The sequence below is a fragment of the Achromobacter sp. ACM02 genome, assembly GCF_014851605.1.
GTDB lineage: Bacteria > Pseudomonadota > Gammaproteobacteria > Burkholderiales > Burkholderiaceae_B > Achromobacter > Achromobacter aegrifaciens.
Genome location: NZ_JACUZY010000006.1, coordinates 434,572 through 449,201 on the forward strand (window position 1 = coordinate 434,572; position 14,630 = coordinate 449,201).

Below are 14,630 nucleotides of genomic sequence, written 5' to 3' on the forward strand. Positions count from 1 at the left end.
GCCTCAGGCGTAGTCATAGCGGAACTCCCCGTCGGCGACCGACAGGCTTACTTTGCTCAGCCTGCGGTCCTGCATGGAAGCGCCCAGCAGCTCCCGGCTGATCCGGGGCAGCACGGTGTTGGTCAGGACGGCATCCACCATGCGCGCCCCCGACTCCACCTCCGCGCAGCGCGCCACCACCAGCGCAGTGGCCTCGGGCGTCACCTCCAGCACGATGCCGTGCTGCTCGAGCAGGCGGCGGCCCACGCGCTCGAACTGCAGGTCCACGATGCGCGCCAGCATGGCGTCCGGCAGCGGCAGGTAGGGCACCGCCACCAGCCGCCCCAACAGCGCGGCTGGAAAGGCTTGCAGCAGCGGCTCGCGCAATGCCGCGGCCAACGCGGCGGCGTCGGGCAGCAGCTCGGGATCGCGGCATAGCGTCGCGATCCGTTCCGCGCCCACGTTGGAGGTCAGGATGATCACCGCATTGCGGAAATCGATATAGCGCCCCTCGCCGTCCTCCATCCAGCCTTTGTCAAAGACCTGGAAGAAGATCTCGTGCACATCGGCATGCGCTTTCTCCACCTCGTCCAGCAACACCACGCTGTAGGGCCGCCGGCGCACGGCCTCGGTCAGCACGCCGCCCTCGCCATACCCCACATACCCCGGCGGCGCACCCTTGAGCGTGGACACCGTGTGCGACTCCTGGAACTCGCTCATGTTGATGGTGATCAGGTTCTGCTCGCCGCCGTAAAGCGCCTCGGCCAGCGCCAGCGCGGTCTCCGTCTTGCCGACGCCGCTGGGGCCGCAGAGCAGGAACACGCCTACCGGCTTGTCCGGGTCGGTCAGGCCGGCCCGCGAAGTCTGGACGCGGCGCGCCACCGCTTCCAGGGCATCTCGCTGGCCGATCACACGCGCCGAAAGCGTGTCCGCCAGGTCCAGCACCGCGCGCGCCTCGTCCCGCAGCATGCGGCCCACGGGAATGCCGGTCCAGTCGGCCACCACTGCGGCCACGGCGGCGGCATCGACCGCGCAATGCACCATCGCGGATTCATCCTGACTGGCCGCCAGCGCTATGCGCGCCTGCGCCAGTGCGCGGCGCTGGTCTTCCTGCGCATCGGAGGAGGCGAGCTCCAGCGTCTGGCGCAAATTCAGCACCTCTCCGGCCAGCGCGCGTTCCGACTCCCAGCGCTCCGCCAGCGCCTGCTCCTCTTTCGCGGCGACGGCCTGCTCGGCCGCCAGGCGTCCGACCCGCTGCGCATCGCCCTCGCCCAGACGCAGCTCGCGTTCGGCGATGCGTTGAGCCAGCTCCAGCGCCTGGACCCGCCTGCGCGCATCCTCCAGGCTGGGCGGCGCCGCATGCTGGCTGACGGCGACGCGCGCGCAGGCCGTGTCCAGCAACGCAACGGCCTTGTCGGGCAGCTGGCGCGCCGGAATGTAGCGGTGCGACAGTGTCACCGCCGCTTCGATCGCCTCGTCCAGCAGCAGCACGCCATGATGCGCCTGCAGCGTTTCAGCCAGTCCGCGCAACATGCCGAATGCGCGCGCCTCGTCGGGCTCGTGCACCTGTATGACCTGAAAGCGGCGGCTCAATGCGGGGTCTTTCTCAATGTACTTCTTGTATTCCGACCAGGTGGTGGCGCCGATGGTGCGCAGCTCGCCGCGCGCCAGCGCCGGCTTCAACAGATTGGCCGCGTCTCCGGTCCCTGCCGCGCCGCCCGCGCCCACCAGCGTGTGGATCTCGTCGATGAACAGCACCACCGGCTTCTCGCTGGCCTGCACCTCATCGATGACACCGCGCAGCCGCTGCTCGAATTCGCCCTTCACGCCCGCGCCCGCCTGCAGCAGGCCAATATCCAGCAGGTACAGCGCCACATCGCGCAGCTGCGGCGGCACCTCGCCTGCGGCCAGGCGCAGCGCCAGCCCTTCCACCACGGCCGTCTTGCCGACGCCGGCCTCGCCGGCCAGCAGCGGATTGTTCTGCCGCCTCCGCATCAGCACGTCGATGACCTGGCGGATTTCCTCATCGCGTCCCGAAACCGGGTCGATCTCGCCCGCGCGCGCGCGCGCCGTCAGGTCGACGGCGAACCGCGCCAGCGCGGAACCGCCCGCGTCCGGCGCCCCGGCAGCGGCAACGGGCGCTGTCTCGGCCGCGTCTTCCGGCGAGCCCTGCACGATCTCCTGCAGCTGTTCCAACAGCGTGTCCGGCGCGATGCGCGAGAACTGGGCCGACATGCCCAGCAGCACGTGACGCAGCGCATAGGTCCGCGCCAGTCCCGCCAGCAGATGGCCGCTGCGGATGCGCGCCGCGCCATAGCGCAGCGAGCCCAGCACCCAGGCCCTTTCGACCGCATGGTCGATGTGTTCGGACAGGTCGGAGACCGAGCCCGCGCCAGACGGCAGGCGGTCCAGCTCCGCCGTCAGGTCGGCCTGCAAGGCGGCCAGGTCCAGCTCGAAGCGGCGCGCGATGCGATGCAGGTCGCTGTCTTGCGCGTGCAGGATCTGGTGCACCCAATGCACCAGCTCCACATAGGGGTTGCCTCGCAGCTTGCAGAACGCGGTGGCGCCCTCCAGCGTCTGGTAGAGCAGTGGATTGAGCTTGCCGAAGAGGTCGATGCGGCCGATATCGGACATGGCAGGGTGGCGCGTCACGCGCGCGTCGTCGTTGAGGTTGAGGCCGGCGCACGGCCACGTGGCGGCCAGGCGCCGCGGCTTTCGTAGTCCAGCAGAAGATCGCCCGCCTCGCCTTGCTCGGGCCGGCGCTTGCCCAGCCATGAGGACAGGCCCAGCGGACGCGCGGCGCCCAGGTTCACGCCACGCGCGTCCTCCGCGCGCAGCACCGGTCTCAGGTCCCAGGCCAGCTCCATGCCGATGTAATGCCTGACCCAATGCGTCAGCTGGCGGGCGCGTATGCCTCCCGGCAGAAAGCTCTGGTAGTCCTCCAGCGCCAGCGGGCCGATCTCGATGCGGAATTTGTGCTGGGCATCGCGCACCGCCACGCCCAGCACCGTGTCGCGCCCCAGCCCCGCAAAGCCGCCCAGGCCCAGCCGCTGGGCTGGTTCCAGGCGGATCCATTGCGGCACGAACTCGCGGATGCGCACGGGCAGGCCGAAGAACGATTGCAAGATGTGCTTGAGCCCTTCCGGGTTGCGGGTCTGTCGCGTCAGATGGCCCGCCATGTGGTACTTGGCGTGGTCCAGCACCGCGTCGCGGCGGCGCATCGACGGCTCGCCCATATGCAGCAGGCTGGCTACGTAGCGAGTGAAGCGCTCATCCTTGCGGTCCAGGCTGACCGTGCTCTGCGCGTCCGCCCAGGCGCGGTAGAACAGCAGGATGAGCCGGTGATGGAACACGTCGGCAAATGCGGACAGCGTGCGGTCCCCGTGATGCGCCAGACGCTCGCGGGCATGCTCTGTCAGGTGCAGGGGCAAGGGTCCATTGGGGCCGAACAGGCCGAAGCTGTAAATCGACAGTTCCGCGGGCCGCCCGCCCGTGGCGGCGCGCGCGGCGGCCACGGTGGACGGCGCGAACGCCATCGACGGCTCCTGCCGCAGCCGCACGGGTTCGTGGCGCGCGACCGTGTCGCGTCCCAAGGGCTTGCGCGCGCCCGAAAGCGCATCGATCCAGCGCAAGGCATGGAACAGGTCATGGGCGTACGGTTCGCGTTCGACCGCGCGCCACCATTGCGCCAGCGCGTCATCAGGCGCGGCGGACGGATGGACGGGATCGGCAACAGGCTGGGCGATATCCACCGTCCTACCCCATGTGTATCTGCTTGGCGTCCACCTTCACCAGGTCGCCGCCCGTCACCACCGTGTAGGCCGCGTGCAGCCGCGCGCTCTGCTCGGCCTGGAAATCGATGGCGCCGGCGCGCACCTGGTCCATCTCGCTGACGCTGCGCTGCGACAGCCGCGCCATCAGCGTCATGCGGTCCATCACCGCCTCGTAGCTGCGGCCCACCAGACGGACTTCGCCCACCGTGGCATGCAGCTGCCTGGCCACCATGCGGATGCTGCCCGAGCGCAGCAGCAATTCGCCCTCCGCCTGCAGCGTGGTGCGTGCGGGATCGGCCTGCACGGTGACGGCGATCAGGTAGATGCGGGCGGGGTCCGGCCCGCTGATCAGCACTTCGTCGCCCGGCTGCGGCTCCAGCAGGCAGCTGGCGGCGCGCTGCACGGTCCAGACGCGGCCATCGCAGGCCACGGCATAGCTGCCGTCGTCTTCGCGGCGCAGCAGCTCGCCCAGCAGATGGACGGGGTCGTAAGCCATGCGGTTCAGATGTGCGGCGGACTTCATCACGCGCTCCTTTTAATGTGCACAGCCCCTAGACCACGGGCCGGCGTCCCATGCGGGGCTTGTAGCGGGCGACCTCGCCGCGCTGCAGGGTCGAGAGGACCAGCTCCGACATCAGGTTGATCGATACGTGGCGGGCGAAGAACTGCTCCAGCACGGCGCCAAACAGATAAGGGCTGATGCCCGAAAACGCGGTCTCGTCCACCTGCAGCGCGATGCGCACGCCGCGCCCGTGGACGATGGGGCCGGGCACGGGCAGACGGTGATGCACCGGCGTGGCGCTGACGTGCCGCAGGCCCGCGATGTGCCGGCGCACGCCCGGCTCGGCCAGGTTGCCGTACACGTGCAGCATTTCGCGCAAGGTCTGCGCGCCCTGCTCGGCGTCCAGGTCGGTCAGGCTGAGGTAGTTCAGGCCCAGGTGGCTGATCAGGTGCCAGGTGGCCGCGTTCTCGGCCAGCGCCGCGCGGGGCCGCGTGGGTCCGTGCAGCACCTTGACCGCGCGCACCGGCGCCGACACGCGCAAGGTCATGTCGGTATCGCCGCCCAGCGGCAACAGCAGCGCCAGATCGCGGTTCGTGCACAGGGTTTCCAGGGTCAGGTGGCGCAGGTCGCCCGAGAACGGCGCCTCGCGCCGGTCCACCAGCGACAGGAACACTTCGCTGCCGATGTAGCCGCTACGGGTGCCGTTGCGTTGCGCGCTATCGGACACCAGCCGCGGCTCGCGGCGCATGGAAAAGTACGCGCCGTGCTCTTCGGGATCGCTGCCCAGCGAACCGTAGAACGGCCGGAATTCCTGCTCCTGCCGCTGCGCGGCGGCGTGGCCCGCGACGCGCGTCACCCCGTAGACCTCGTAGTCCAGCGGGCGGCTGCGGTCGATGACGACGTGGTACTCGGAAGTCCTGGGCGTAACCGCCACGCGGTCCGCCCGCTTGGCGAACAGGTTGATCACCGGCACGCAATGCAGCGCCAGGTTGGCGGCCGATATCGCGCCTTCCAGCTCCGGCGCTGCCATCGAGAACAGCAGAGTCAGATCGAATGCATGGGTTTCGCGCTGCGCGCCCTGGGGCATCGCGGGCGTGCGCAGCCCCTGCTTCAATCCGTTGATGCTGAAGAACAGATAACGCTGCGCGAATGCGAAATACTCTTGCAGAAGGCGATAGCCCTGGAACACGCGGGCGTCGCCCGGCAGCAACGCCTGTTCGTCGGCAAAACCTTCGTGGCGCACCGCGTCCGGCGGCAGTCGGTTGATCCATGCCACCGGCCTGGCGGTGTCATGGCCCAGCACCGCCACGGTATGCCCCATCACGACTTCAAGCAGACGCTGCATTTGCAGGTCCTGGCCGTTCAGGTGGAACACCAGCTGATCGAGCTCCAGGTCCTCCAGGCGCTGCCCGCCGCAAACCTCTATCCGGATGCGCAGCGCGCTCAGCACGCGAGCGGCGCGCCCGGCCAGGCCCAGCCGCGCCAGCGGCAGATCCTGCGGCGCGGCGGTGAATTCCGCCTGCGTGACCTGCAAGGGCCACAGGCGCAGGGCGTGGCCGGTGGTGAAGTCGCAAGGCGTCTGCTCGCCGCGCGCCACGCGGCCGCGCAGCAGCGTGCCGCGCGGCAATTCAAAGCCGCCCGCCAAGGTGCCTTCGTTCATGCTGGGCGCGAACTGCACGATGGCCATCGCCGGCGTGGGCGCCAGGTAGTTGGGATAGACCACCTCCAGCAGCCGCTGCGAGAAGCGCGGAAACTCGGCATCCATCTTCATATGGATGCGGGCGGTCAGAAAGCTGAAGCCCTCCAGCAGACGCTCGACGTAAGGATCGGCGACCTCCGTGGCATTCATGCCCAGCCGCGCCGCCACCTTGGGATGGGCCTGCGCAAACTCCGCGCCCAGCTCCCGCAGATAGACCAGTTCCCGGTTGTAGTAATCCAGCAGGCGATCGTCCATCAGGCACCGCCCAGATCGCGCAGATCCATGTGGCCGCTTTCCAGGTCGATGTCCGTGCGGAACAGGAACTCGAGCGGCTGCGGCACGCACCACAGCATGCCGCGTATCTCCAGGCTCAGCACATTGTGGTGTTCCAGCGTGCCGGCATCGGACACGCAGCGCACTTCCACCGACGAGTCCAGGATGCGCGGCTCGAACGCGGAGATCGCTGCGCGGATCGACTCTTCGACGTCGATCCAGTCGATCTCCGACATGCGCTTTCCCGCCATGGCGCGCACGCCGAAGTTCAGCGCCGAGGCCGCTACCGGCCGGTGCGCCGACAGGTCCTGGGACGCCTGCAGGTTGACGGTATTGAGCAGCCAGCGCAGGTCCCGCAGCACCGCCGCGCGCAGCGCCTCATGCGTCAACATGGCGTTTTCGCGCGGTTCTTCGCGCCTGGCGGGCTCGTTGTCCATCAGGCGATCCAGCAGCGACGGCTGCAACCGGTCGCGCGCCGCGCGCTGGCCGCGCGACAACGGCTCCCAATCGCGCGGACGATCGGCGTGGCCCATCACGCCAGCTCCAGGCTGCGTACCTCGAGCAGCGCGACTTCCGCGGCATCCGTCAGCCACATCTTCTGCCCCACGCCTGCGTAGGTATCGCCATGCAAGGCGCGCCAATCGGTCGTCCTGCCCAGCTTGGCCGAGTCGGACAGTTCGACCATGCGCGCGCCGGGCGCTGCCGGATAGCGCGCCGGCACCAGGCCCTGCCGCACCCGGCCGTCTTCCAGTTCGATCTCGGCCTGCGCCCAGACCAGGTCGCACAGGCCTTCCGGCGCAAGCAGACGCACGCGCTTGAGCCCGGCGAAGGGCAGCCACACGTAGCGTCCGCCCGCCAGGAACTCGAACACCGGACCAAGGCGGCTGTCGCCATCGCAGATCCATTGGAACGGCTGCGCCGTCTCTTGCGCCGCCAGTTCCAGCAGGCCGGCACGCGCGCTGGCATCCTCGAAAGCCTTGCCGCGCAGCTCGGCCGCCTGGCCTGGCGCAGTGCCGTCCAGGCGCAGCGCCGATATCATGGCCCGCAGCCAATCAGCGGGCTCGTCCAGCAGCGCGGGTTCGCCTTGCCCGGCAAGCACGGCCTCGCGCTCGCGTTCCGCCGCGATGGCGCTGGCGTAAAGCACCTGCGTCGGCCGCGCCTGCGCGTTCAGATGCCCGCAGACGTTGAGCTGCTCGGCCGCGCGCGCCCAATCCCCCTGCACCGCCAGCAGCTGGAACAGCTGGGCGCGCAGGTCCGCGTCGGCGGGCTGCCGGCGCACCTGCGCCTGCAGCTCGTCCAATTGGCCAGCCAGGCTGAGCGCGCCGAAGGGAACCGCAGCGATGGACATGGGTGTCTCCGCCCTAGCCCACTTCCTTGTTCTGCTTGATGTCCCAAGCCACCAGGCTTTCCGCGCCCTTGCCGCCCTTGTCGGTCTGCTCCCAGTACTGCTGCTTGACCTTGGCCGCCTGGAACGCGAAGTTCACCACCACGCCTTCGGCACTGCGGTCCCCGGATATCTGCACCGACGACACCAGCACGTCCTCCAGCGTGATCTTGGAGTACTCGATCTGCTCGCCGCCCGCCTTGCACATGGACAGCTCGATCTTGCTGAGGTGCTTGCCGCTGGCGCAGTGCTTCATCACGGCTGGCGCGGCCTTGTCGATGCGGGCCACTACGTGCAGATCGTTGAAGCTGGCCTTGCCCGCGCCCAGGCCGCCGCCGCTGGCCAGGTTGCCTGGCTGGGTTGCGCCCCATGAAAAGGACACGATATCGGTCCAGTCCTTGTGGTTGGCGTCCTTGGATTCACCGTTGGCGCCATCGATCTTCATGAACATATCCACTGCCACATCTGTCTCCTGGAGTTATGGGGCACGGTTGCGCCCCGACTTGTCAGCGCCACTCAGCCTTCGTTCTGTTTGAGCGAAGGCAGCTTGGAAACCAGCCGCAGCGACACCGTCAGCCCTTCCAGCTGATAGTGCGGCCGCAGGAAAAACTTGGCGGAGTAATAGCCCGGGTTGTCCTCGATCTCCTGCACCTGCACCTCGGCCGCGGCCAGCGGCTTGCGCGCCTTGGTTTCCTGCGAGGAGTTCACCGGATCGCCATCCACGTAATTCATGATCCAGTCGTTCAGCCAGCGCTCCATGTCGTCGCGTTCGCGGAACGAGCCGATCTTGTCGCGCACGATGCACTTCAGGTAATGCGCGAAACGGCAGCATGCGAAGAGATACGGCAGGCGCGCGGCCAGCTTGGCATTGGCCGAGGCGTCGGCCTCGTAGTAGTCGTGCGGCTTTTGCAGCGACTGCGCGCCGATGAAGGCGGCGAAGTCGGAGTTCTTCCGATGCACCAGCGGCATGAAGCCGTTCTTGGCCAGTTCGGCCTCCCGCCTGTCGCTGATGGCGATCTCGGTCGGGCACTTCAGGTCCACGCCGCCGTCATCGGTGGGAAAGCTGTGGCACGGCAGGTTCTCCACCGCGCCGCCGGACTCCACGCCGCGGATGGACGTGCACCAGCCGTACAGCTTGAACGAGCGGTTCACGTTGGCCGCCATGGCATAGGCGGAATTGGTCCAGGTGTAGCGGTCGTGGTTCGCGCCGTCTGTGTCTTCCTCGAAGTCGAATTCGTCGACGGGATTGGTGCGCGCGCCGTAGGGCAGCCGCGCCAGGAAGCGCGGCATCGCCAGCCCGATGTAGCGCGAGTCCTCGGATTCGCGCAGGCTGCGCCATGCGGCGTATTCCGTGTTGGTGAAGATCTTGGTCAGGTCGCGCGGGTTGGCCAGTTCCTGCCACGAATCCATCTGCATCACGTTGGGCGAAGCCCCCGCAATGAAGGGGCAGTGCGCGGCGGATGAGATCTTGGCGATCTCGCCCAGCAGTTCCACGTCGGGCGGACTGTGGTCAAAGTAGTAGTCGCCGACCAGGCAGCCGATGGGCTCCCCGCCGAACTGGCCGTACTCTTCCTCGTACACGCGCTTGAAGATCGGGCTCTGGTCCCAGCCCACGCCCTTGTGCCGCTTGAGCGTGCGGCCCAGTTCCGACTTGGACAGGCACATCACGCGGATCTTCAGAAGTTCGTCGGTCTCGGTGTTGGTGACCAGGTAATGCAGGCCGCGCCACGCGCCCTCCAGCTGCTGGAAGTCTGCGTGATGCATCACGCGGTTGATCTGCTCCGACATCTTGCGGTCGATCTCGGCGATGATGGCCTGGATGGTGCGGTAGGCGTCCGACGACAGGCCGACGCCGCTGTTCTCAAGCGCCTGATGCGCCAGCGTGCGCACGGCGTGTTCCACCGCCTCCTGCGCCTGCTCGGTCTTGGGCTTGAATTCCTTCTTCAGCAGGGCGGAAAGATCGTCCGCCTGCAGGGTCTCGACAGCACGCGCGTCGGCGCGTTTGGCCACTGCGGTCATGGCATTCTCCGAAAAGCGATTCAAGCGGAAATCAGGCGGCCGGGTCCGGCGCGGGGGCATCGGATGCGCGCGGCTCCTCTTGCGGCTTCGGCGCGGCCGCCAGCGCGTTCATCAGCGCTGGATTCTTGAGCACGCTACCGATCAGTTCCTCGGCGCCGGTCTTGCCGTCCATGTAGGTCAACAGGTTCGCCAGCTGGGTGCGCGCGCTCAGCAATTCGTTCAGCGCGCCAACTTTGCGAGCGACGGTGGCCGGCGAAAAATCGTCGATGCTCTCGAATGTGACGTCCACATTCAGGTTGCCTTCGCCCGTAAGCGTGTTGGGCACCTGGAACGCCACGCGCGGCTGGATGGAACGCATGCGTTCATCGAAGTTGTCGATGTCGATGTCGAGGAACTTGCGCTCGCCCACTTCCGGCTGCGGCGTTTCGGACTTGCCGGCCAGGTCCGCCAGCACGCCCATCACGAACGGCAACTGGATCTTGCGTTCAGCGCCGTAGATCTCCACGTCGTATTCGATCTGCACCCGCGGCGCGCGGTTTCTTGCAATGAACTTCTGGCCGCTTCCCTTCAGGCTGGTCGCCATGATGTCGTCTCCTCTTGTTGGTGCGGCGGCTGGCCCGCCTTACGGTTCCTGCCGGTTCGCCTCGGACCGCGGCAGCCATGCCTCGAACTGCTCCAGCCCCTGGGGCGCCAGATTCCTGATGATGTCGTGAAAACTCATTGGGATGAGCTGCTGCGCCCTGCGGATGAGGTAAGGCGCGGGATGACCGGGCTCGTTGGCCTCGAAGTACGCACAGACCTTGGACAGCATCGCCACGGCCTCGTCGCGCGACTGGATCGTCGCGTCCTGCCAGCGTACGGCGTGATCCGCCGCGCTCGCGACCGGCTGCGTGGCTGGCGCCTCTGCCGCGGTCCGCGCCTCGTCGGCCGGCGCCGCGGTCGGCCTCGCGGATTGCGGATCGCGCGCCGCGTCCAGCACCAGGTCCAGCGTGCGCAGGATGGCCGCATAGTCGGGCGCCCACGCGGCGCCCAATTTGTCCGTCACGAGTTTCTGAATGCGCCGCAGCGCATCGGCGGCTGAGGCCAGCGCCTGCACGTCGGCATCGCCTTGCGTCCATGCCTGGCGCAAGCGCTCGACCAGGCGCGGACGCCCGCCTGGATAGCCGTCCGCATCCTGGCGGCTGCCGTCCAGCAGCGCTTCGGTATCGCGCACGGTGAGTTGTCCATGCACGCCGCTGATCAGGCTGGCCGAACGCAGGCTGCGCGCACAGCCCTGCATGTCGCCAAAGGCCGCCAATGCGTTCATGCGCGGCATGGGATCGTCTTCCCCCACGCTGTCCAGGCGTGGATGCACCGGCTCCCAATAGCGTTCCAGGGTATCGACGGCCAGCGCCAGGCCATCGCCATAGCCGGGCAGGCCGCGGATTTCGGTCCAGGCGGAGGTCAACAGGCCAATGATGCGCAGGTCGCGGGTGCGTTCCAGCAGCGCGCGCGCCAGGCGTTCGACTTCGCGCCAGTCAGGTGGCTGCGCGGCAATGATGGTCGACCCGAACTGCTGTTCGTCGCGCCCCGCCGCGGCTTGCTGCAGTTGCAGGAAGTCGGCGTCGTATTCGAGGTCTTCCCCGCAGGGCAGACGTGAATCGAGTGTATTGAGGATGTCGGCGAATTCCATAGTCATCAGTTAAATGCCTGCTGGGATGCTGCCTGGATACAACCACTACGCTCCGCGCTGCTTCACGGAAGGGTGAATTCTAGGCATCTCTTTCCGCATGCAACGGCAACCTAACAACTACAGATTTTTCTTACAGATAGCTAACACCCGAGTAAACAATTGAACACTTGTCTCCCTGCTGCATTGATTTTTGGACACAGACCTTACGGAATCGGGCGCATCACGGAAGGACTGTTACCGAAACGTAAAAAACACAAAAGCATGTGAGAGCGCTTCTCCGGCGCTTTCGCCCCTGCCTACAATCGGCGCTCACGCTGGCGGCAAGACCGGCGCGCATCAGATCCAGAGACAGATTTCCCCGGCGCAGACCCGTTCGTGACGAGTCCCTGCCCGCCTATGCAAGCGGCCCCATCGCGTGGCCGGACATCCCATTGCAGTCATCGTGACGCGCCTGGCGCGCGGCCGCGAAGAAATCGAAAGCAGCACACGCAGCAACAGGCGAAGCATTCTCATAAGGAGACGGTGAGATGGACCGCAACGTGCCCAGCGAACGTGTCGTCAAGGCGCATACGCCCCTGCCGCCGGAGCAACTGAAGTTCCGCGCCATGCATGGCGCCGAGAGCCTTTCGCAGCTGTACGAACTGGAGGTCGAGCTGGTCTCGGAATCCTATTCGCTGGATATGAAGTCGCTGCTGGGAAAGCCGCTGACGCTGGAGATCGAAACCGGGTCCGCCGCACCGCGCTATCTCAGCGGGCACATCACGCGTTGCGCGCTGGTGGGCCGCGAGAACAACACCTCGCGCTACACCATCTACCGCGCCACGGTGCGGCCGTGGCTCTGGTACCTGACCCAGACCTCGGACAACAAGATATTCCAGAACAAGAGCGTGCCCGACGTCATCCGGGAAGTGCTGAAGGACTACGACTATCCCATCGAGTTCAAGCTGGTGGACAGCTACCGCAATTGGGAATACTGCGTCCAGTACCAGGAAACCGACTACGCCTTCATCAGCCGCCTGATGGAGCACGAGGGCATCTACTTCTGGTTCAAGCACGACAAGGGCAAGCACACCCTGGTCCTCACCGACGACATCACGCAGCACGAGCCCGTCTCGGGCTACGAGCAGATTCCCTATTACGGGCCGGACCGCATCACCATCCCGCGCGAAGACCACGTCTACAAATGGGAAGTGGCCGAACAGATCACGCCCGGCGCCTTTGCCACCACGGACTACCATCCGCTCACGCCCGCCGCCAGCCTGGAAGCGCGCCGCAACAACCCCGGCGCGCACGACCATGGCGACCTGGAGATGTACGAATGGCAAGGGGGCTACACCAATCCTGACGACGCGGAGCACTACACCCGCGTGCGGCTCGAAGACCTGCAATGCAGAAAGGAGCAAAGCGCCGGCGGCTCCAACGCCCGCGGGCTGGCCACGGGCCATCTCTTCACGCTGCGCAATCATCCGCGCCAGGCCGAGAACCGCGAGTACCTCGTCGTCAGCACCTACTACCGGATCCGTGAAACAGGCTATGCCAGCGGCCAGCCCGATCCCGGCGACTTCGACCTGGAGTTCGTCGTGCTGCCGTCCAGCACACAATTCCGCGCGCCGCGCGTGACTCCCGTTCCGCGCACCCATGGCCCGCAGACCGCCACGGTAGTGGGCAAGGAAGGAGAGGAAATCTGGACGGACAAGATGGGCCGCATCAAGGTGCAGTTCCATTGGGACCGCTATGGCAAGAAGGACGAGAACAGCTCGTGCTGGGTGCGCGTGTCCAGCCCTTGGGCCGGCGGCGGCTTTGGCGGCATCCAGCTGCCGCGCGTGCGCGATGAAGTGATCGTCGACTTCATCGGCGGCCAGCCCGACCGCCCCATCGTGATTGGCCGCGTCTTCAACGCCAACAACCTGCCGCCCTGGGACCTGCCGGACAACGCCACGCAAAGCGGCTTCCTGAGCCGCTCCAAGAGCGGCACGCCCGCGACGGCGAACGCGCTCATGTTCGAGGACAAGAGCGGCAGCGAACGCATCTGGCTGCATGCGGAACGCGAACTCTGCACCGAGGTGGAAGCCAACGAATTCCATTCGACCGACGAGAACCGCAGCACCACCATCGGTGACAACGACACCACCAGGATCGGCGGCAACCGCGACATCAAGGTCACCGGCACCGACAAGCTGCATGTCGACAAGACGCGCGACGTGTTCGTGAAGGGGCACGAGGAATACACCGTCAAGGCATCGCGCACGGTCAACGTGAAAGACGGCCTGATGGACGAGAAGTTCGACAACGGCCTGAAGACGACGGTCGCAGCCAAGGGCGAGGAACGCGAGATCACGGGTCTCTTCAAGGAAACCTTGAAGAACGGCGAGCAGGTCTACGTGAACGAAGGCGACTCGCTGCATCACGTCAAGACCGGCATGCTCACCGAGAAGGCCAAGGGCAAGGTCGAAGTGCTTTCCACCGACGCGAACATGGACGTCAAGGCCAAGACCGCGATGCACGTGGAGTCCGAAACGTCCACCATGGATCTCAAGGCCAAGGGCAAGATAGACATGGAGTCGACGGGATCCACCGTATTGGTCAAGGCCGACGGCAACATCACGCTGAAAACCCCTGCCGATGTCGTGATGGACGCTGCCAACGTCAAGGATCTTTCCAAGGAAAGCTGGCTTCAGGCCACGCCATTTTCCATCGGCCTGGCAGTGGCCAAGGCGGAATTCGGCATGCATCGCCTGGCGCTGTTCCGCACCACGGTCATGCTGAACCTCTCGTTCACCAACTACGCCATGGTCAGCAGCATCGGACAGATGGTCTCGTACCGCACCACCGGCGCCAGCTACCAGTTCGACGCGGTCACTGCGGAAAAGGTGGGCCTGGGCGCGTCGATGGTCGGTCTCTGGAGCATCATCTAAGGCCGCCATGTCCGACTTCATCGATGCATGGCCCAGCTGGGCCAAGTGGGTATGGCTGGGCCTGTTGCTGTCCCTGGCGCAGGCGGCGTACATGTTGTGGCGCGAGCGCCAGCGTCGCGCGGCGAGACGCAAGGAAGTGCAGCGGCAGGACGGTTTGCGCGTCAGCGGACTGCCCGGCACCGCGCGGGTGACGGCGGCACGCGACACGCGCCGCCGGATCGGCGATACCTTGTACTTCGTCATCGAGCTGGACCTGGACGTGGCCGCCACCAGCGCCACGCCCGCGCTGTCGCGCACGCTCAGCGTGCCCCTGTCGCCCTTGCACCTGGCCGATTTCGGCGTCGGCAAGACCATACAGGTGCGCGTCGATCCCGCGACCCGGGAGGTCGTCGTGGACCAGGCCACCGGATAGCC

At 66.7% G+C, this 14,630-nt stretch carries 12 protein-coding genes; 2 read left to right on the forward strand and 10 right to left on the reverse strand.

Annotation, left to right across the window (positions count from 1 at the left end):
• Positions 1-3 precede the first annotated feature (3 nt).
• From tssH to tssA, 10 genes are all read right to left on the reverse strand, one after another.
• Complete coding sequence (gene tssH, locus IB258_RS21255; protein WP_192353183.1) at positions 4-2,613, reverse strand: type VI secretion system ATPase TssH; 2,610 nt, start codon at positions 2,611-2,613, stop codon at positions 4-6.
• 14 nt (positions 2,614-2,627) lie between these two features.
• Complete coding sequence (tssG, locus tag IB258_RS21260; RefSeq protein ID WP_192353165.1) at positions 2,628-3,731, reverse strand: type VI secretion system baseplate subunit TssG; 1,104 nt, start codon at positions 3,729-3,731, stop codon at positions 2,628-2,630.
• A gap of 4 nt (positions 3,732-3,735) precedes the next feature.
• On the reverse strand, positions 3,736-4,275 hold the full coding sequence (locus IB258_RS21265) for a DUF3540 domain-containing protein (protein ID WP_054457211.1): 540 nt from the start codon (positions 4,273-4,275) through the stop codon (positions 3,736-3,738).
• A gap of 28 nt (positions 4,276-4,303) precedes the next feature.
• A complete protein-coding gene (gene tssF, locus IB258_RS21270) occupies positions 4,304-6,208 on the reverse strand; it encodes a type VI secretion system baseplate subunit TssF (protein WP_192353166.1) in 1,905 nt (634 codons plus the stop codon).
• Positions 6,208-6,759, reverse strand: coding sequence for a type VI secretion system baseplate subunit TssE (tssE, locus tag IB258_RS21275; RefSeq protein ID WP_125472546.1), 552 nt, complete (start codon positions 6,757-6,759; stop codon positions 6,208-6,210). The genes tssF and tssE overlap by 1 nt, the downstream gene beginning before the upstream one ends.
• Complete coding sequence (locus IB258_RS21280) at positions 6,759-7,574, reverse strand: type VI secretion system accessory protein TagJ (RefSeq protein ID WP_119449737.1); 816 nt, start codon at positions 7,572-7,574, stop codon at positions 6,759-6,761. The genes tssE and IB258_RS21280 overlap by 1 nt, the downstream gene beginning before the upstream one ends.
• Before the next feature lie 13 nt (positions 7,575-7,587).
• A complete protein-coding gene (locus tag IB258_RS21285) occupies positions 7,588-8,055 on the reverse strand; it encodes a type VI secretion system tube protein Hcp (protein ID WP_088607795.1) in 468 nt (155 codons plus the stop codon).
• Positions 8,056-8,126: 71 nt separating this feature from the next.
• Entirely contained in the window at positions 8,127-9,629 is a 1,503-nt protein-coding gene (tssC, locus tag IB258_RS21290) for a type VI secretion system contractile sheath large subunit (RefSeq protein WP_192353167.1), read from the reverse strand.
• Between the two features lie 31 nt (positions 9,630-9,660).
• Complete coding sequence (gene tssB, locus IB258_RS21295; RefSeq protein WP_054457219.1) at positions 9,661-10,212, reverse strand: type VI secretion system contractile sheath small subunit; 552 nt, start codon at positions 10,210-10,212, stop codon at positions 9,661-9,663.
• Between the two features lie 39 nt (positions 10,213-10,251).
• Entirely contained in the window at positions 10,252-11,301 is a 1,050-nt protein-coding gene (gene tssA, locus IB258_RS21300) for a type VI secretion system protein TssA (protein WP_192353184.1), read from the reverse strand.
• 527 nt (positions 11,302-11,828) lie between these two features.
• Between tssA and IB258_RS21305 the strand changes: the two genes are divergently transcribed.
• Positions 11,829-14,216 carry a type VI secretion system Vgr family protein gene (locus IB258_RS21305; RefSeq protein ID WP_054457222.1) on the forward strand — a complete coding sequence of 796 codons (2,388 nt, stop codon included), beginning with the start codon at positions 11,829-11,831 and terminating at the stop codon, positions 14,214-14,216.
• Between the two features lie 7 nt (positions 14,217-14,223).
• Complete coding sequence (locus tag IB258_RS21310) at positions 14,224-14,628, forward strand: hypothetical protein (protein ID WP_192353168.1); 405 nt, start codon at positions 14,224-14,226, stop codon at positions 14,626-14,628.
• Positions 14,629-14,630 lie beyond the last annotated feature (2 nt).